The sequence below is a fragment of the Pseudomonas sp. Con_6 genome, from assembly GCF_059379395.1.
The window spans coordinates 3,795,093-3,813,685 of record NZ_CM182011.1 but is presented as its reverse complement, the minus strand read 5'-3'; the positions used below and the strand labels follow the sequence as shown (position 1 = coordinate 3,813,685).

Here is an 18,593-nt window from a genome sequence, read left to right as displayed (position 1 = left end):
CGGATTATCCGCCAGAAACGGGGACCCAGGCCAATGCCAGGGTCATGTCATCCTGCACGAGGCGTTCGACACGCAGTTGTGCCGTGGCACCGCCCAGTTGTTCGGCCAGGGCCAGGGCGCAGCTTTCCGCGACGCCGTAGCAACCCGTATGGCGAAAGGCCGTGGCCGAGCGATGGCTCAGGCGCGGGGTGAACGGAGCAAGCTGGACGGCACTGTAGAAATGCAGGGGCAAGGCGAGGTCTTCGGCCAGTTGCAGCAGGCCGGGTTCGTCGCGCTTGAGGTCGATGCTGGCGAGTCCGGCCAGGGCGCAGAAGGGCAGGTCGTGGTGTTGCAGGACCTGGCGCAGCACGCCGGCCAGGTCACTCGCCGGCGTGCCGCGACGGCAGCCCAGCCCGGCGTACAGCGGGGCAACGCCGGGTGGGACGGGCATCAGGCCGCCTTGCGCCGGTACAGCCAGGCGCTGATCAGGCCCAGGGCCAGCCAGAAACCGGCGTTGGTCAGCAGCGAGGCGACGATGAATTGCGACTCCAGCGCTTCCGGGGCCAGGCTTTCATGAACTTCCGGTTGCGGCGCGCCGATCACGTGGGGGATCACCAGCAGCGCCAGGCCGGCGGCCTTCAACACCCAGTTGCCGGCGAAGGCGATCAGTGCCAGGCCTACCGCGGTTGCGGCAGCGGTACCGATCCACCACAACTGGCGTTGGGCCAGGTCGGCGGCGGCGGTGCCCGGCAGTTCCGGCGGCAAGCCGAGGTTTGGTGCCAGGCAGAACACGGCGAAACCGCCCAGGCCCCACAGTGCGCCAGCACCGATGCTGCCCGGGGCGCGCAGGGTGTACATGGCAGCCAGCAGCAGGGCGAAGCCCACCGCGACCACCAGATTGCCACCTGTGGTGGACAGCACGCGCTGCCAGCCATCTTCCGGTGACCAGGCTTCTTCGCTGTGCTCATGACCCGCTGCAGCGCCATCGGCGTGCTCGTGTTCATGGGCCGCAGCCGGTGCCGAGTTCTCGTAGGTTTCCGCCTGGAGGATCAGCGGCGACACCCAGAAGCTTTGCAGCAGGGTCAGCAGCAGGGCGGCCAGCAGGCCGGTGAAGCCCGCGGTGCGTGCGATGCGAGTGAACATGCGGTCAGGCCTCAGTGGCAAGGGAAGGCGGCGCTGTGACGGGTGTCGTGGGCGGCGTTGTGCACCGCTTCGATATGCGAGAAACCGGCGAAGTAGACCAGGCACAGGCCCAGCACGGACGCGCCGACGGCAGCGACGATGCGCTGGCTGAGGGTGGTGGAGGTGCTGCTGGCGTGGCTGGCGGTGCTGGTAACGGACATGGCGCTTTCCTCGTGAGTGTCGTCTCGGCGACAGGCAAGCGCGAAGAACCTCCGGGCACGGAGCGTCCGGGAGGTGCAACGTCGCCCGCCCACCGCGGGTTTGGTCAATTCTGCGTCGGGCCGGTCTCCGGGCTTGCGAGGGCATTGAGCCGTGGCGTCTCCTTCCCATGCCGGACTGCGGGCACAGTGGATCTGACGCTTTCCTCGCTTACCGTTGCGGGGGCAGCACCGGACTGGCATGACCTTGAACGGTCATTGCGCACCGGTTTCCCGTTTCACCTTGTAATAAAAAAGGCACCCAAACGATCGCGCTAGGAAATCACGCGCATTGACATCCGTCAATACAGCGGTTGACCGACCTCCGGGCACTGCGTAGCCTTGCCGGTTCGAGGTTCTCCGGCGTCGTGGCCGGAGCTAAGACGGGAACGCGGTGCGCTGATCACAGTCATTCCGCGGCTGCCCCCGCAACTGTAAGTGCTGAACCATCGACCACAGCCACTGCCGAAAACGGCGGGAAGGCGTCGATGCTGCCCCGGGGCACAGCACAAGCCAGGAGACCTGCCTCGAACAGTTTCCACTTCAACCGGGCGGGGTGATCCGGTGGCGAACGCGCCCGGCTGCCTGGCATCCGGCTCCCGTCTCCGATGCCCGCCAATCCGCTGCCAAGGGCATCCGACATGAAAACACTGGCCAAACTCCCCGTCACGATCGTTACCGGCTTCCTCGGCTCGGGCAAGACCACGTTGCTGCGCCATATGCTGGACAACGCCAACGGCCGCCGCATCGCTGTGATCGTCAACGAATTCGGCGAGCTGGGCATCGACGGCGAAATCCTCAAGCAGTGCAGCATCGGCTGCACCGAGGAAGAGGCCAACGGCCGCGTCTACGAGCTGGCCAACGGCTGCCTGTGCTGCACCGTGCAGGAAGAGTTCTTCCCGGTGATGCGCGAGCTGGTGGCGCGCCGCGGCGACCTCGACCAGATCCTGATCGAAACCAGCGGCCTGGCCCTGCCCAAGCCCTTGGTGCAAGCTTTCCAGTGGCCGGAAATCCGCAACGCCTGCACCGTCGACGCGGTGATTACCGTTGTCGACAGCCCGGCCGTGGCCGCCGGCACCTTTGCCGCCTTCCCCGAGCAGGTCGATGCCCAGCGCAAGCTGGACCCGAACCTGGACCACGAATCGCCGCTGCACGAACTGTTCGCCGACCAGTTGGCCAGCGCCGACCTGGTGATCCTTAACAAGTGCGACCAGATCGCCCCTGAAGCCTTGGCTGCCGTGCGCGCCGAGGTCGAGGAAGAGCTGCCGCCAGCGGTCAAGGTGGTCGAAGCCAGCAAGGGCGTGCTGCCGCTGGAAGTGTTGCTGGGCCTGGGCGCCGAGTCCGAGGCGCATATCGATGGCCGTCGCACCCACCATGATTCCCACCACGACGGCGACGATGACCACGACGATCACGACCACGACGCCTTCGATTCCATCTCCCTCGACCTGCCGGAGGCCGACGAAAGCCTGCTGCTGGATGCGCTGACCCAACTGGTCACCGAGACCGGCATCCTGCGGGTCAAGGGCTTCGCGGCCATCCCCGGCAAGCCGATGCGCCTGCTGATCCAGGGCGTGGGCACCCGTTTCGACAAGCATTTCGACCGTGCCTGGCGCAGCGACGAGCCGCGCATCACCCGCCTGGTGCTCATCGGCCAGGACCTCGACGCCGCGGCCCTCGAAGCCCGCCTGCGCGCCGCCCTGAGCGCCTGATATGCACCTGCTGCGGACCCAGCCCGGCGGCTTCGTGCCGGACGACAGCATCGCCGACCTCGGCCAGACCCCCGCCGAACTGGTGATCCTCTGCAGCGGTGACTCGCACCTGGCGCTGCTGGCGGAAACCGCCAGGGATCTGCCGGACGATTACCCCAGCCTGCGCCTGGCCAACCCCATGCAGGTGCAGAACCACGCATCGGTGGACCTGTATGTCGATGAAGTGCTGCGCCATGCCAAGGTGATCCTGGTGTCGCTGCACGGCGGCATCGGCTATTGGCGCTATGGCGTCGAGCAACTGGTGGAATTGGCTGCCCGTGGCGTACAACTGATCCTGGTCCCGGGCGACGATCGCCCGGACCCGGAACTGAGCAGCCTGGGCAGCATCACCGGCGCGCCGGCCGAGCGCCTCTGGCATTTCCTGCGCCAGGGCGGCAAGGCCAACGCGCTGAACCTGTTCAACTGCCTCGCCAGTCTCTGGCTGGGGCGCGATTACCCCTGGGACGAGCCGAAGCAACTGTCTCGTACCAGCCTGTATCACCCGCGCCATGCCGAGGCCGAACTGGCCCACTGGCGCGCCGACTGGCAACCTGGCCAGCCCGTGGTGTCGGTGCTGTTCTACCGCTCGCACCTGCAGGCGGCGAACACCGGCTTTATCGATGTGTTCTGCGAACGCCTCGAAGGTGCCGGCCTGAATCCGCTGCCGATCGCCGTGGCCAGCCTCAAGGAGGCCGGCTGCCTGGCCCAGGTCGAGGACTGGCTGGATGAAACCGGCGCCGCGCTGATCATCAATACCACCGGCTTCGCCCAGTCCAGCCCCGAGCAACCCCACCTGCGCCCGTTCCGCCGCGATATCCCGGTATTGCAGGCGATCTGCGCCCAAGACAACGAACCCGGCTGGCAGGCCAGCGAGCAGGGCCTCGGCGCCCGCGACCTGGCCATGCATATCGCCCTGCCGGAACTGGACGGGCGCATCATCACCCGACCGATCAGCTTCAAGGACCTGGCCTGGCGCAGCGAGCGCAGCCAGTCTGACGTGGTCTGCTACCGGCCCCAGCCGGAGCGTATGGACTTCGTCGCCGAACTGGCGCGGCGCTGGTGCGAACTGGCACGCCTGCCCAGCGGGCAGAAGCGCGTGGCCCTGGTGCTGGCCAACTACCCGACCCGTGATGGTCGCATCGGCAATGGCGTCGGCCTGGACACGCCGGCGGCGGCGCTGAATATCCTCCGCGCCCTGCGCGAGCAGGGCTACCCGGTGGCCGAGCTGCCGGACAGCGGCACGCAACTGATCCACGACCTGCTCGGCGGTGTCAGCAACGACCTCGACAGCCTCGACCTGCGTCCTTGTGCCCAGAGCATGGCCCTGGATGACTACCTGGCGGCCTTTGCCTTGCTTCCCGAAGCCAACCAGCAGGCGGTGCGCGAGCGCTGGGGCGCGCCGCAGCAGGATCCGATGTTCCGCAGCGGGCGGATGATGGTTGCCGGCCTGCGCCTGGGGCTGACCTTCGTCGGCATCCAGCCGGCGCGGGGTTACCAGCTCGACCAGAGCGCGGTGTACCACGATCCCGACCTGGTCCCACCCCACGGCTACCTGGCCTTCTATTTCTGGCTGCGCCATGGCTTCGCCGCCGACGCGCTGATCCATGTCGGCAAGCACGGTAACCTGGAATGGCTGCCGGGCAAGGGCGTCGGCCTGTCCGCACAGTGCTGGCCGGACGCGCTGATCGGCCCGTTGCCGAACATCTACCCGTTTATCGTCAACGACCCGGGCGAGGGTGCTCAGGCCAAGCGCCGTACCCAGGCGGTGATCATCGATCACCTGATGCCGCCGCTGACCCGCGCCGAGACCTACGGCCCGCTGCGCAACCTGGAGCGCCTGGCCGACGAGTACTACGAAGCGCAACTGCTGGATCCACGCCGCGCCGTGGAGCTGCAGAAGGAAATCCTGCAACTGGTGCGCGACAACCATATCGACCGCGAACTGCAACTGGATGGCGTGCTGGATGACGCCAATGTCTGGCTGCCGCGGCTGGATACTTACCTGTGCGACCTCAAGGAATCGCAGATCCGCGATGGCCTGCATGTGTTCGGCGAGTCGCCAACCGGGCGCCTGCGTGTCGATACCCTGGCCGCCTTGCTGCGGGTTGCCCGTGGCGATGGTCGTGGTGCCAACGCCAGCTTGCCCCGCGCCCTGGCCCGAGCCCTGGCGCTGGGCTTCGATCCGCTGGACTGCGGGCTGGGCGAGGCCTGGCAGGGACCGCGGCCGTCGATGCTGGCGGTGCTGGATGACAGTCCATGGCGGACGGCTGGCGATACCCGCGAGCGCCTGGAAATCCTTTCGACGCAACTGATCGAACAAGCCCTGGGCGGTACGCTGGACTTGCCGCATGACGAGCAATGGCAGGACGTCCGTGCCGTGCTTGACGCGCTGCGCGAGCAGGTCGCGCCACAACTGGACAGTTGCGGCGCTGCCGAGATGGACGGCGTGCTGGCCGCACTGGAGGGCCGTTTCGTCCCGGCCGGCCCCAGCGGTGCGCCGAGTCGCGGACGGCTGGACGTGCTACCCACCGGACGCAACTTCTACACCGTCGACGTGCGTAACCTGCCTACGGCCACGGCCTGGCGCCTGGGCTTCGCCTCGGCCAGCCTGATCCTTGAACGCCACCTGCAGGATCACGGTGACCATCTGCGCCAGCTTGGCCTGTCGGTGTGGGGTACGGCGACCATGCGCACCGGCGGCGACGATATCGCCCAAGCCATGGCCCTGATGGGCGTGCGCCCGGTATGGGCGGCTGGCAGCCACCGGGTCGATGACTTCGAGATCCTGCCCTTGAGCCTGCTGGACCGGCCGCGGGTCGACGTGACCCTGCGCGTCTCCGGGTTCTTCCGCGATGCCTTCGGCAACCTGATCAAGCTGTTCGATGCCGCCGTGCAGGCGGTGGCAGCGCTGGACGAGCCGGACGACCTCAACCCGCTGGCAGCACGGGTACGCAGCGAGCGCGTCGAACTGCTGGCCAGCGGCCTCGACGAAGAGCAGGCGCGGCGCCAGGCTGGCTGGCGGGTGTTCGGTGCCAAGCCGGGGGCCTACGGCGCTGGAGTGCAGAACGCTATCGACGGGCGCTTGTGGCACAGCCGCGAAGACCTGGCCGAGGTCTACCTGAACCACGGCGGCTATGCCTATGGCGGCGCCGACGACGGCACCGAGGCCCGCGGCCATTTCGCCAAACGGCTGAGCCAGGTCCAGGCGGTCCTGCAGAACCAGGACAATCACGAGCACGACCTGCTCGATTCCAACGACTACTACCAGTTCCAGGGCGGTATGCTCGCCGCCGTGGAAAGTCTCGGTTCGCGCACGGTGGCCAGCTATCACGGCGATCACAGCCAGCCGGAACGCCCGCGTATCCGCACCCTGAAGGAAGAGCTGAACCGGGTGATTCGCGCCCGCGCGCTCAATCCCAAGTGGATCGACGGGATCAAGCGCCACGGCTACAAGGGCGCCTTCGAGCTGGCGGCGACGGTGGACAACCTGTTCGCCTTCGATGCCACCACCCACCTGATCGACGACCATCACTACCAGTCGCTGGCCGATGCCTACGTGCTCGACGCCGCGACCCGCGAATTCATCCGCCAGCACAATCCCGAGGCGTTGCGAGACATCACCGAGCGTCTGATCGAGGCCCAGCAGCGCGGCCTCTGGCAGGAGCCCGGCGATTACCGTCAGGCGCTGGAGGAGCAGTTGCTGGATGGCGAGGAAGAGACCTGACATGACTGAACCCGTGCATTTTCCCCTGGCCGCCGTGGTCGGTGCCGACGAACTGAAGCTGGCGCTGTGCCTGACCGCCATCGACCCGAAGATCGGCGGCGTGCTCATCGAGGGCCCGCGGGGCATGGCCAAGAGCACCCTGGCCCGCGGCCTGGCCGACCTGCTCGGCGAAGGCCCGTTCGTGACCCTGCCGCTCGGCGCCACCGAGGAGCGCCTGGTGGGCACCCTCGACCTGGAGGCCGCGCTGGGGGAGGGCCGCGTGCAGTTTTCCCCTGGCGTGCTGGCCAAGGCCGATGGCGGCGTGCTGTACGTCGATGAAGTCAATCTGTTGCCCGATCATCTGGTGGACCTGCTACTGGACGTCGCGGCCAGCGGCACCAACCGGATCGAACGTGATGGCCTCTCCCACCGGCACAGCGCGCGTTTCGTGCTGATCGGCACGATGAACCCGGAAGAAGGCGAGTTGCGTCCGCAGTTGCTGGACCGCTTTGGCTTCAATGTCGTCTTGCATGGCCAGCCGCTTCCTCAAGCGCGCGGGCAGATCCTGCGCCGGCGATTGGCTTTCGATAGCGATCCCGTGGCGTTCTGCGCCGAATGGGCGCCGGCTCAGGCCGAATTGCGTCAACGCTGCCAGGACGCACGGCAGCGCCTGGCAGCGATAGAGCTGGATGATCGTTCCCTTGAGGTGATCACCGCGCGTTGCTTCCAAGCCGGCGTCGACGGGTTGCGCGCCGATCTGGTCTGGTGGCGCGGCGCCAGGGCTCATGCCGCCTGGCGTGGTGCGGCAGCCATCGAGGAGACGGATATCGAGGTGGTTGCGGAGTTTGCCCTGCGTCATCGCCGTCAGGTGCGTGATGATTCCAGTGCGCAGCCGCCGGCAACGCCTGCGCAAGGCGGTGGCCGGGCCGAGCCCCAACAGGCGCAAGGCGGGGAGTGGGGCCAGATGCCGGCCCAACCCGTGGCGGTGGGGGCACGGCGCGAGGTGCCGACCTGGGCAAAAAAGCCCTGAGCATCCGTGCCCGCGCCAGCGCGGATGCCAGGCCCAAGGCTGGTCGGCTCGCCGAGGGCCGGCGCGGTCGTGGGCGCGCGGCCGGCCAAGGCCGGCTGGACTGGCCGACGACCTTGGGCAAGGGACGTCCACGCCAGCCTGGCGATCTGCGCTGGCAACAGCGCAGTGCCGAGTCTCCTGAACTGTGGCTGGTGATCGTCGATGCCTCGGCCTCGACCCGCCGGCATCAGGCCCTGAGCCGGGCCAAGGGCGTACTGGCGACCTTCTTCGACCAGGCCTACCGCGCGCGTGCGCGTCTGGCACTGCTGACCGCCAGCGGCAATGCGCCACGCTGGCAGCGTCACGGCCTCAAGGCTTCGGCGGCCTTGCAGCCATGGCTGGCCAGTCTGGGGGCGGGCGGGGGTACGCCATTGCTGGCGGCGCTGGAGGAGGGGCGTCAATGGTTGCTGCGCCGCCAGCGGCAGTTTCCTGGCGAACGCCAGCGTTGCCTGGTGCTGACTGACGGGCGGCTGCGCACGGAGAAGAGGGTGCAGGCATTGCCCTGCGACACATTACTGATCGATATGGAACGTGCGCCGATTCGTCTGGGGCGGGCTCGCCAGCTTGCCGATGAGTTGCAATCCGACTATCGGCATATCGATGAACTGCACGGGGAAAGTGTGCGGTGAAGTGTCGCAGCGACAATAAGGTACAACTTTGCGACTAACTGAAAAGTGCACCCTCGGGTGCACTTTACATTCAAGTACGGGCTGCGAAAGTTACTTCGGCATGCTCCAGGGTTGCAGGTCATAACCCTTCTGGCGCAGTTCGGCGCGGACTTCTTCGATCAGATGTGCCCATTGCGCCGGGTCGGAGTAAGTGCTGCTCGATACTTGCTTGCTGCCAATGCGGGTGCTGGTCCGGTCGATCACCGCCAGGCTTAGTTCACCGGAGCCGTTCGGGGCATCCCAGGCAACGCACTGGAAAGGTTCGAAGGCGTGGTCGGCAATCAGCAGGGCTTCGTTGACACGCAGCGGAGCGTTCATGGGTTCGGTCTCTCTATGGTCCCAGACAGCGAATGTAAGTTGCCGGTGCGTCATGCACGGCGGCAGGTTATTTGTACTGATGTCCGAAGTAACCGGGGAAGTCACACCGTTCGGGAAATTTTTTATTCACCGGTCGGACATTGATTTTTTTCCTGGCGCTTGTGACGTTGAATTGGAAGGAAAATTCCATGAAGTAAATGTAATTGAATTTTTCGGCGGACAGACGGTAGTGGGGCTACTGGCGTTCGTTGCTACCGTTACAGTCAGGTCTGCCAACATGCTGTTTCCACTCGATTTTCCAATAATTGACGTCAAGGAAAGATCATGCACGAGCCCGCTCCGCAACGCCGCTTGCTGGTCGTCGATCCTTGCGACGACTGCCACCGTCTCCTCCCCGGTTTGCGCAGCGTCGGCTGGGACGTGCACAGCTGTACCCTGGCGGGCGCCCTGGAGCATCCGTGCGATGTCGGCCTGTTGCGGCTGCAGGCAGCGCACCTGCAACGGCCGGAGGCCGTCAAGGACCTCATCAGTCGCAGCGGTGCAGAATGGATCGCTGTACTGAGCCCCGAGGAACTGCGGGCACAGAAAGTTGGTGACTTTGTCTGCGAGTGGTTTTTCGATTTCCATACCTTGCCATTCGATGTGTCGCGGGTGGAGGTGATTCTCGGCCGTGCCTTCGGCATGGCGCGCCTGCGTGGCAAGGGCGCGGCCCAGGCCGAGGAACCGGAGCACGAGTTGCTCGGCGACAGCCGGCCGATCCGCGAGCTGCGCAAACTGCTGAGCAAGCTGGCGCCCACCGAGTCGCCGGTGTTGATCCGTGGCGAGAGCGGCACCGGCAAGGAACTGGTGGCGCGGACCCTGCATCGTCAGTCGTTGCGTCACGACAAGCCGTTCGTGGCAATCAACTGCGGGGCGATCCCCGAACACCTGATCCAGTCGGAATTGTTCGGCCACGAGAAAGGGGCGTTCACCGGCGCGCACCAGCGCAAGGTAGGGCGGATCGAGGCAGCCAATGGTGGCACGCTGTTTCTCGACGAGATCGGCGATCTTCCTTTGGAATTGCAAGCCAATCTCCTGCGTTTCCTCCAGGAAAAGCATATCGAGCGGGTCGGCGGCAGCCAGCCGATCGCCGTGGACGTGCGGGTGCTGGCAGCGACCCACGTCGATCTGGAAAGCGCCATTCTGACCGGGCGTTTTCGCGAGGACCTCTATTACCGCTTGAACGTGCTGCAGGTGGTGACGGCGCCGCTACGTGACCGGCATGGTGACCTGTCGATGCTTGCCAGTCATTTTTCCCGCTTCTACAGCCAGGAAACCGGGCGTCGGCCGCGGACCTTCAGCGAAGGTGCGCTGAGCGCCATGGGTCGGCATGACTGGCCGGGCAATGTGCGCGAGCTGGCCAACCGGGTGCGTCGCGGCCTGGTGCTGGCAGAAGGGCGGCAGATCGAGCCGCAGGATCTGGGGCTGCATGAACAGCACAACGTGGTGGCGCCCATGGGCACCCTGGAAGACTACAAGCATCAGGCCGAGCGTCAGGCGCTGTGCGATGTGCTCAACCGGCACAGCGACAACCTGAGTATCGCGGCGAAGGTGCTGGGGGTGTCGCGGCCGACGTTCTACCGGTTGCTGCACAAACACCAGATTCGCTGATCTCTTTTGCTCTCAGAGGCCTCATCGCTGGCAAGCCGGCTCCCACCGGTACGGTGTGCGCTTCAGGTCGAAAAGAAAAGGGGACCTTGAACGGTCCCCTTGGCTTGCCTTGCCTCAGAAGTAGTACGGGAATTTCAGGCTGAAGGTGAAGTCCGGCGCATCGTCGGTCAGACCGATGGACAGGTTCGGCACGATGGTGAAGTTGGGGGTGGCCGCCAACGTCATGCCAACGTTGAAGTAGGCCGCGTTGGCATCGCTGTTGATCACCGAGGTGTAGGAAGAATCGCCGTCCTGCTTGATCTTCGAGCGCCGCTGGATCAGGTCGGATACCGAGAACGACATACTCATCTTCTCGTTAAGGGCGAAGGCGACACCCGCGCCGATCTGCCAGCTGTCACCCAGCTTGACCTTGCCTCCGACCTTCTGGTTCGGCGTAGTGCTGATGTCGCTGAACGATTCTTCCAGGTTGTAGGTGTAGGACAGACTGCCGAACAGCACCGCCGGATCGAAAGTCTTGACCAGCGAGATGCCTGGGGTGATCGACCAGACACCGTTGCCGGTGGGCAGGGCTTCCGGGTAGCTCAGGCTGCTGTTGGTGGGCGAGGTGCGGAACTTGATGCCATAGGGGTCCTTGCCGGTCGGTGCCTTGACTCGCAGGCTGACCACCGCGTCCGGGGCGTATTCCGATTCGTCCATGAACTTGTAGGCAATCCCGGCGTTGACGTCGCCGATGGCCGGGTCGCGGGTCACGCTTTCTTCCGACAATGCACTGGCCGAACCGCCGGGTTGATTCGGTGTGCCGCTGGCTCCGCCGGACTGGAATTTCGACTCGCGATAGACCACAGGCACGTTGATATCGAACTGCCAACGGTTGTTCAGGTTGTAGCGACCGGTGAGGTCCAGGGTCCAGGTATCGGAACGGATACGGTCGAGGTTGATGTCGCCGAGGAAGATCGAGTCCAGCGCGAGGAAACCATTGAGCAGCAACTGCTTGGTATCGTAGCGGGCATAGGTGATGCCGGTCTCGAAACTGAACTTGCCGCCACCGAAGAAGCCGCTGGCCTCGTCGTAGAGGTTGGAGACGCTTTGCGCGGGTTGCGAATCGTCCTGCAGCGACTGGCCGTAGGAACTGCCGCTGCCCGCCGCTGCCACGGCCTGACCGCTGCCCTGGGGCTGGGTGGGTTTGCTGGCTGGCGATCTGACAAGACGCTTGGGCTGTGCGGCGGCAGGCTGTTCTTCGACCTGGCGAACCCGCTGCTCCAGCACCATCAGCGCTTGCTGTTGCTGATCGTAACGTTGCTTGAGGGCCTGCAACTCCTGTTTCAGAGCCTCTACCTGGGGATCCTGCGCCGCGTAGAGCAGCGACGAAGGTACTAAAGTGCTCAGACAAACAACTGCATTGAATGACAACGAGCGATGCATAGGTTAGCCGTCCCTTCCAACTGCGCAATAAGTTGCAACAGAGCGTAGATCAATATCCAGAAACGCGAAGTCCTTTTAATTGATCCAGGCTGCAATTCAGGGCACCTGCGGTCGGCATGTTGTTGCGCAGTACGACATTGAGTTGGGTGAGGTTGTTGACGGCGTTGTTGCCGCCGAGGAGGGTGGTGTTTTGCAACACGCCACCATCGGCCAGGCGTTGCAGGCTGGCACCCTGGCCACCTGCGGCCTGGATGCCCATCTGGATGCCGGTGGCGGTGGAAGCGATGCTGATCGATCCAGCACCGTTGCTGGCGTTTATCACGCTGCCGCTGGCCAGGGCCTGGCCTTGTGGTGCAGTCATTTGTGGCGCTTGGTCGGCCTCTGACACGTTGATCTGCACATTGTTGTAGGAACTGTTGTTATCGCCGGCGGCGCGGGTGACCTGGGTCACGCCCTGGCCGCTGCCGAGGCCCGCGCCTCCGGTCACGATGCCGGAGCCTTGCAGGTTGGAAGTGCCTGTACCGCTCTGGGTCGTGGTGGTGACATAGAACTGCGGCTTGAAGGTCGATTGTTGCACTTGCAAAGAGGCGGTTGCACCGATCCGGTCGCCATTGGCGTTCAGCCAGGTACTGCTCATGACCACGCCGAAGCTGATGATGCGTCCCGGCATCACGTAGCGTCCGCGTAGCTGCGCCAGTTCCTGGTCCTGGACTTCGATCGGTTTGAACTGTGCGTGGGCGGGAAGGCTGGCAGCGACGCAGAGCGCTACCACCCAGCTTGAAGTCTTCATCGCATGCTCCCTGGAGCTTCCTGCTCACGTTTTCTTGAAATTAGAAGAAGTCGCTCTGGATGAAACCGAACTCCATCAACTGGGCATCGTCGATGGGTTTGAAACTGTTGAGCTGGTGCTTGGCGGTCAGCGGTTCCGGCGGTGCGAGCAGGGCATTGCCCTTGTCGTAGCCGGGGCCGATGACGGCAAAGATGATGCCGTTCCAGCCTTTGACGAAATCGTCGAACTTGTAGCGTTTGTTACCCAGCACCGGGTCGCCGATGTAGACCCAGTCCTTGTCCGTGCGTTGCAGCACGACGAAGTGCTTGTAGCCACGGATGTCCATCAGCACCACGACCGGGATGCTCACGCTGGACAGGCTCTCCGGGGGAATCTTGTAGCCACGGGCACGCATGCCCAGGCTTTCCACGTAGCGTTTCATGTCGAGCATGGAGAAGCCCTGGACCCGGACGGTCTGTTCGTCGGCGTTGGCGAGCATGCCTTCGATGATGTGCGACTCGTCAACGTCCAGCCAGTAGGCTTGCTTGAGGATGGTGCCGAGGGCGGCGGCGCCGCAGCTGAAGTCGGTCTTCTGTTGCACCAGGTTGGCGAAGCGGCGTTCGCGGATGCTCTGGACCGGCTTGTAGATCACCGTGCCGCCCGGCAGGGCGGCGACCGCCATCTGTGCGGCGGCGGCTTCGCCGGTCTGTGCGCCGACGACCACCAGCAGCGAGAGCAGGATCGCGCGCATCTTCTTCCCCCTCCTGTGAATTCAAAGGAAAGGGGCCCCGAAGGGCCCCGATCGAGGCTGTTACATACCGCTGCAGGCACGGCAGCCCGAAGCGATGGACAGCGAGTTGTTTTGCTGGTTGCCGTTGCCGGCCGACACGTTGGCGCCGATGTTGCCCGAAACGCCGTTCAGCGAGTTGGTCAGCGAAGCGTTGTTGACCACTGGGTTCACCCAACCGGTTTTCACCAGTACTTGATACGAGGCGATGCCGTACAGCGCGAAGTCGCCTTCCTCGTGGAACTTCAGAGGATCTTTCTGGGTTTGGCCGTGACCGCCACGATCATCGTTGCCATAGCCGCCATGACCGCCACTGTTGGATTTGCTTTCCACGTAGCCAGTGCCATCACCCTCGTAAGAGCCCCAGGCAGCGAAACCGGAGTACAGGGTTTTGGTGTCATAGGTAGCATCGGCGCTGTTGGTGACTTTCAGGCCAGTAACCCCTTGGTTGGCCGCGGAGTTGGCGCCAGCAACGCGACCGCCGGACACGGCGATGGCGAGGTTGTTTTTCTGTTGGTTGAAGTCGCCGGCGGTGACGTTGATGCCGATGTTGCCCGAGCTGCCATTGCCGGAGTTGTTGAGGGTTGCGTTGTTTTGGGTCGAGTAGTTGTGAACGGTATTGTTCACGTTGCTCTGGGTCGAGGACGCTGCGGCCACTGCGGTGCCGAAGATGAAGTTTTCATCGGCGGTAGCGATGGAGGCCACGTTGTCTTGTTGGTTACCGTCACCGGCCGCGGTGTTGGCGCCCAGGTTGCCCTGCGAGCCATTGGCCGAGCTGTCCATCTTGGCGGTGTTACGGGTACCTTCGTTTTTCACCACGTTGCCGCTGTTGGACTGCATGTCCATCACCGTGGCGGCGGAGCCGGCGGTGACCAGCAGTTGGAGAAGGAGCGAATCGGTGTTGTTTTGACCACCGTTGTGGCCGCCGTTATGACCGCCATGGTTGTCGTCGCGACCGCCCGCGTGTGCAGCAACTGCCATGACCGCTGCGAGTGCGAATACCAGAGGCTTGAGTGCCATTGTTGGTTTCATGGTGTTTCTCCGCATTATCTTTTTTAGGTTAAGTGTTGTGTTGCCGTTTCGGGTCAGTCAGCGACCCGTATGCTCAGGGTGTTGGCCATTCGGTTGCCCACCCCGGCACTCTGATTCAACTGGACCACGCCGCGGCTGCCGGTGAATGCCTGGTCACTCGTGTTGACCTGGCGACTGCCGGGAGCGTGGTTCGTTGGATCGGAGCTGTTGGACAGCGCCACGTTCTGCTGGAACAGGACGCTGTCATCGATGCTTTGCGGTACCGCGCTGATGGTGATGCGCACCGCGTTGCCTTGCTGCGTGCCGGCCCCGGCGGACTGGTTGATGCCCAGTACCCCGCTGCCGTTGCTGAATGCGTTGCCAGAGATGCTGGCGCTGGAGTCCCGGGCCCTGCTGGACGCGGTATCGATGCTCTGCTGGATGCTGGTGGTCGCCTGGGCATCGTGGCCGATGGCGATGGCTCGCACGTTGGCCTGTTGTTGCTGGTCGCCGGCAGCCTGGTTGATCGACACGTTGCCCTTGTAGCCGGCGACGCTGCTGTCAATATTGGCGTTGTCCTGGACCGGTGAGGCGGCGAGGGCGGCGTTACTGCAGAACAGGGCGAGGCAGAGCAGGCTGGTTTTCATCTTATTTCGCGCCCCCGGTCAGCATCTGCAGGGGGGCCAGGCCGTTGCTGATGGCCGATCCGACCCGATTGGAGATGCCGGCACCTGCACCTGCACCGGCACCGCTCGATCCACCGAGGTTGTTCATCCCGGGGAGGGTGCCCGGTACGTTGTTCATCCCGCGCACACCGTTGGCGTCTGGCGCCATTACCCGGTTGACGATGGTGGCACCGCTGGCGATGCGGGCGAAGTCGCCGTCGCTCAGTTCGTTGCTGGTCTGGGCATCGATGCGTGCCGAGGCGTTGGTGTTGACAGTGGTCGGATCGGGGTCAGGACGATCGGCACGGATGGCTGGGCGGGTCCTGACATCGCGGTCCAGGACAATCACGCCATTGCCCGCAGCCTGGGCCTGGACGGCGAGGAAGGAGGCGCCAAGGGCGCATCCGGCGAGCATGAGGTGAAGCAGGCGTTTGTTGTGAGTCAGCACGGCGGCGCTTCCTTCTTCTGATCGCTGGGCCTGTTCAGCGTTGCGAGAGAGAGAGCAGAAGCTGTGCCGCTTTTTATTTATTGCGTGAATTCAAAGGCTTGCGCGAATGTGACGGAAATTCGTCGCGTTGACTGTAAACGGGCTGATACAGCCCGGCGTGAGGAAGGCCGGAAACAGCGGCGCAAAGCCTGCCAGCAGGGATGGCGCGCCTGTTGTTTCAGCGGTGTAACAGTCGCGGCGGGTAGCGTGAGGGAGGCTCTGTATCGGGGGCTCAGGCGGTTCGGAGTGTTTCAGCCGATTAACACTCTGTGGCGCAATCCGCCGGTTTGCCATCCAGCAACCGCTGTACCGCCGCCAGCACCGCGGCACGGCGGGCTACCCAGTCGCCGCTGATGATCTGCACGGGCTGGCCATGGCGCTGCAACCAGTCATGGCTGGCGTCGAAGAACACCTGGCGCTGCGCCAGATCCGGCTGGCAGCGCTGGCCGTCACCGATCCAGGGCACACCTTGCGGACTGAGCAGCAGGTGCAGGTCGTAGCGTCGCGCCAGCAGCGCTGGTTCCAGCCAGTCCGGGCAATCGTCGAACAGGGTCCGGCTCCAGAGGATGTTGCTCAGCAGGTGAGTGTCGAGGATCAGCAGCGGCGGACGGCGCAGGCGTGCGGCGTCTTCACGGGCCAGTTGGCCGCGGGCGATGGTCGGGATATCGGCGTAGCAGGTGTCGCGCTGCTGTTCGTCGATGAAGTCGCGCACATATTCGCCTACCAACTCGCCGCCGAAGTGCGCCTGGATCTCCGCGCTTAGCCAGCTCTTGCCGCTCGATTCCGGGCCTGCCAGTACCAGGACTTTCATGCGTCGACCAGTGCCGGGTCACGCCGCCATTCGCGCAGGCCCTGGATCGCCAGCAGAGTGAACAGGGCGTACAGGCCAGCGGTCAGGTACAGGCCCTGCCAGAGGAACAGGCCGACGCAGACCACGTCGATGACGATCCACAGGATCCAGCATTGCACGCGCTTCTGCGCCATCCACCACTGCGCTACAAGGCTGAAGCCGGTGATCGCCGCATCCAGCCAGGGCTGTTCGCCGTCGGTCCAGGTGCTCATCGCCGCACCCAGGGCGACGCTGATCAGCAGGCCAGCCAGCAGCGCGGCGCTGACCTGGGCCGGGGCCAGCAGGCTGACCCGGCGCGCCTCGCGCGTATCGTCCGGGCGCGTCCATTGCCACCAGCCATAGACCTGCAGCACGGCGTAGACGCCTTGCAGGGCCATCTGCGAATACAGGTGGGTGTCACGGAACAGCCAGCCGAGCAGCACCACGCCGACCAGGCCGACCGGCCAGCACCAGAGGTTCTGCTTGACGGTGAGCCAGACGGAGAGGGCGCTGAGAAGCACGGCGAGCCATTCGAGGCCGGACATCGACGTTCCTTTGTTACCGGGATGAGAAGGGGGCGAGATTGTACCCGTTGGCACATTCGCTGGCAGCAGGCGTATCGGCCCGACCTGATATTTTTGTCAGTTTCGCCTTCTGCCACGCAGTGGCAGATTGTCGGAGCGACGTTGAGCAGTGACTGGCAAGCCGTTGTTGCGTCGAAGCACCGCTGGGTGCACCTCCCACAGCCTCAGGAGACACGACGATGACACGGCGACATACGTTCGTTCCTTTATTGCTGTTGCCCTTGATGATGCCGGTGGCGTTGGCGCAGGCCGAAGATTGCGCTGCTACCCTGGCGGTGGTCCGGCAGCTCTACCACAACACGACCATGGAATGTGCAGGAGGCGATCCGGGCTCCGATTGCTCGGGTATCTGGCTGCGCGGCACCACTCGCCCTGAGCGCAACGACCCTCCGGGAAAAGCCGGTGACTTCCGCGTATGGGAACCGAGCCCGACGGCGCAGAAGCTGGGAACAACTGCTGCGTCGTACATGCGTGAAGATATCAACTACGCATCTCCCGGCGTGCGCACCAAGGATGGCTACATCCTGTATCCGGTCGACCTCACGCCGGCGGGCGAGCCCAAATCCCACATTGCCTGCATGGCCGCGCTGGACGCCTGGACCGACTTCCGCTCGGACCGCGGCTGTGGCGACGACAGCAACACCAAGAAGACCGAGAGGTCCTGTCAGGAAGAGGGTGTCAACGGCAGCAACTGGAAAGCCACCCAGTTCGATCCCTTCCCGACCAATAGCGCGACACAGGGCCGCCTGCGCAACGAGTCGCAGTGCATGTTCAACATGCGGGGTGACGGCCGCACCCAGGCTTTCAAGGATTTCGTCACTGCCCGGCGCTCCATCGAAGGCAGCGATACGGCGTTCCAGACCCAGACGGAGTTCCGTTTCTACCATCCCAAGAAACCCGAGGTACAACCGGTGCTGGCGTTCTTCTGCAACGCGAAGCACAAACCGGACAGCTGTAACGACGCCCTGAAGAACCAGGCCGAATACCTCAGCGATACCGGCAAGCATCGCCCGGTGATCGAGATCAGTTTCCCGGCTCGTCCGGGGGGCAAGGCGACATTCGCCTGTAATGCCGCGTCCGACAACGCTGTCTCGGCCGGCGGCTACGGTCCGGGTGGTTCCAGGCAGTGCAGCCAATACATCAAGTCGGTGACCTGGATCAAGCGCTACGATCCCGGCTTCAAAAGGGACATGATGACCGCGCAAGTAGTGCCAACCGACTGCGGCCGGCAGATTGGCGAAGACCAGACCGACAAGATGTACGCGGAGCTGGAACGCAAGGCCAAGGCACAGCCCGATGGCGAGAAGCACTGGGGCAACAGCAAGTCCATGCGGCGCCAGCTGGTTTGCCATCTCACCCTGGTAGACGGCAAGAACGTGGTGCGCAACAAGGCCGAGTTCAACCTTGAACCCGAGCGCTCCGACGTGAGCCATGAGGAGTCCCTCAAACAGAAGTGCAACAACCCTTGGTAACCGGGGTTGAGCCCCTTCGAGGATCGAGGTGCGCTCGGTCGTTGCCGCAG

18 protein-coding genes and 2 riboswitches are annotated in these 18,593 nt (G+C 64.4%); of the genes, 6 read left to right on the top strand and 12 right to left on the bottom strand.

Features of this window, described 5'->3' with window-relative positions:
* Positions 1-4: 4 nt before the first annotated feature.
* Genes AC5QPF_RS16925 through AC5QPF_RS16915 form a run of 3 tightly spaced genes read right to left on the bottom strand, consistent with a single transcriptional unit; the run spans position 5 to position 1,322 of the window.
* Positions 5-430, bottom strand: coding sequence for a cobalamin biosynthesis protein (locus tag AC5QPF_RS16925; RefSeq protein ID WP_494958986.1), 426 nt, complete (start codon positions 428-430; stop codon positions 5-7).
* Positions 430-1,122: a CbtA family protein gene (locus AC5QPF_RS16920; RefSeq protein WP_494958985.1), complete on the bottom strand. Its 693-nt coding sequence runs from the start codon at positions 1,120-1,122 to the stop codon at positions 430-432. Before AC5QPF_RS16920 ends, AC5QPF_RS16925 begins: the two co-directional genes overlap by 1 nt.
* 11 nt (positions 1,123-1,133) lie before the next feature.
* Positions 1,134-1,322, bottom strand: coding sequence for a CbtB domain-containing protein (locus AC5QPF_RS16915; protein ID WP_494958984.1), 189 nt, complete (start codon positions 1,320-1,322; stop codon positions 1,134-1,136).
* Between the two features lie 101 nt (positions 1,323-1,423).
* Positions 1,424-1,639, bottom strand: a riboswitch (cobalamin riboswitch).
* Between the two features lie 55 nt (positions 1,640-1,694).
* Positions 1,695-1,902: riboswitch (cobalamin riboswitch) on the top strand.
* A 97-nt stretch (positions 1,903-1,999) separates the two neighbouring features.
* On the opposite strand from AC5QPF_RS16915, the gene cobW reads away from it, so the two are divergent.
* The 4 genes from cobW to AC5QPF_RS16895 are packed head-to-tail and all read left to right on the top strand — an operon-like array spanning position 2,000 to position 8,510.
* Positions 2,000-3,070, top strand: coding sequence for a cobalamin biosynthesis protein CobW (gene cobW, locus AC5QPF_RS16910; RefSeq protein ID WP_494958983.1), 1,071 nt, complete (start codon positions 2,000-2,002; stop codon positions 3,068-3,070).
* A gap of 1 nt (position 3,071) precedes the next feature.
* A complete protein-coding gene (cobN, locus tag AC5QPF_RS16905; RefSeq protein WP_494958982.1) occupies positions 3,072-6,833 on the top strand; it encodes a cobaltochelatase subunit CobN in 3,762 nt (1,253 codons plus the stop codon).
* Between the two features lies 1 nt (position 6,834).
* Positions 6,835-7,842, top strand: coding sequence for an AAA family ATPase (locus AC5QPF_RS16900; RefSeq protein ID WP_494958981.1), 1,008 nt, complete (start codon positions 6,835-6,837; stop codon positions 7,840-7,842).
* Positions 7,767-8,510 (top strand): VWA domain-containing protein, encoded by a 744-nt coding sequence (locus AC5QPF_RS16895; RefSeq protein ID WP_494958980.1) that lies wholly within the window; start codon positions 7,767-7,769, stop codon positions 8,508-8,510. The genes AC5QPF_RS16900 and AC5QPF_RS16895 overlap by 76 nt, the downstream gene beginning before the upstream one ends.
* A 90-nt stretch (positions 8,511-8,600) precedes the next feature.
* Here the strand turns inward: AC5QPF_RS16895 and AC5QPF_RS16890 are convergent, their stop codons facing one another.
* On the bottom strand, positions 8,601-8,867 hold the full coding sequence (locus tag AC5QPF_RS16890) for a hypothetical protein (RefSeq protein WP_494958979.1): 267 nt from the start codon (positions 8,865-8,867) through the stop codon (positions 8,601-8,603).
* Between the two features lie 324 nt (positions 8,868-9,191).
* Here AC5QPF_RS16890 and AC5QPF_RS16885 point away from each other — a divergent pair, with 324 nt between their 5' ends.
* Positions 9,192-10,517: a sigma 54-interacting transcriptional regulator gene (locus AC5QPF_RS16885; protein ID WP_494958978.1), complete on the top strand. Its 1,326-nt coding sequence runs from the start codon at positions 9,192-9,194 to the stop codon at positions 10,515-10,517.
* A gap of 114 nt (positions 10,518-10,631) precedes the next feature.
* On the opposite strand, the gene fapF is transcribed toward AC5QPF_RS16885, so the two are convergent.
* The 8 genes from fapF to pnuC all read right to left on the bottom strand — a co-directional run bounded on the left by fapF (position 10,632) and on the right by pnuC (position 17,032).
* The gene (gene fapF / locus AC5QPF_RS16880) at positions 10,632-11,939 is read right to left on the bottom strand and encodes a fibril amyloid transporter FapF (RefSeq protein ID WP_494958977.1); all 1,308 of its coding nucleotides are present in this window, start codon (positions 11,937-11,939) and stop codon (positions 10,632-10,634) included.
* Between the two features lie 49 nt (positions 11,940-11,988).
* On the bottom strand, positions 11,989-12,729 hold the full coding sequence (gene fapE / locus AC5QPF_RS16875; protein ID WP_494958976.1) for a fibril amyloid subunit FapE: 741 nt from the start codon (positions 12,727-12,729) through the stop codon (positions 11,989-11,991).
* 40 nt (positions 12,730-12,769) lie between these two features.
* Positions 12,770-13,459, bottom strand: a complete 690-nt coding sequence (fapD, locus tag AC5QPF_RS16870) for a fibril amyloid maturation endopeptidase FapD (protein ID WP_494958975.1) — start codon at positions 13,457-13,459, stop codon at positions 12,770-12,772.
* A 60-nt stretch (positions 13,460-13,519) separates the two neighbouring features.
* Positions 13,520-14,527: an amyloid-like fimbrin subunit FapC gene (fapC, locus tag AC5QPF_RS16865; RefSeq protein WP_494958974.1), complete on the bottom strand. Its 1,008-nt coding sequence runs from the start codon at positions 14,525-14,527 to the stop codon at positions 13,520-13,522.
* 53 nt (positions 14,528-14,580) lie between these two features.
* On the bottom strand, positions 14,581-15,153 hold the full coding sequence (gene fapB / locus AC5QPF_RS16860; RefSeq protein ID WP_494958973.1) for a fibril amyloid subunit FapB: 573 nt from the start codon (positions 15,151-15,153) through the stop codon (positions 14,581-14,583).
* Between the two features lies 1 nt (position 15,154).
* The gene (gene fapA / locus AC5QPF_RS16855) at positions 15,155-15,586 is read right to left on the bottom strand and encodes a functional amyloid chaperone FapA (protein ID WP_494964191.1); all 432 of its coding nucleotides are present in this window, start codon (positions 15,584-15,586) and stop codon (positions 15,155-15,157) included.
* Positions 15,587-15,917: 331 nt separating this feature from the next.
* Positions 15,918-16,469: an AAA family ATPase gene (locus AC5QPF_RS16850; RefSeq protein ID WP_494958972.1), complete on the bottom strand. Its 552-nt coding sequence runs from the start codon at positions 16,467-16,469 to the stop codon at positions 15,918-15,920.
* Positions 16,466-17,032: a nicotinamide riboside transporter PnuC gene (pnuC, locus tag AC5QPF_RS16845; protein ID WP_494958971.1), complete on the bottom strand. Its 567-nt coding sequence runs from the start codon at positions 17,030-17,032 to the stop codon at positions 16,466-16,468. Before pnuC ends, AC5QPF_RS16850 begins: the two co-directional genes overlap by 4 nt.
* A gap of 218 nt (positions 17,033-17,250) precedes the next feature.
* Here pnuC and AC5QPF_RS16840 point away from each other — a divergent pair, with 218 nt between their 5' ends.
* Positions 17,251-18,543, top strand: coding sequence for a DUF2599 domain-containing protein (locus AC5QPF_RS16840; protein WP_494958970.1), 1,293 nt, complete (start codon positions 17,251-17,253; stop codon positions 18,541-18,543).
* The last annotated feature ends 50 nt before the right edge of the window (positions 18,544-18,593 follow it).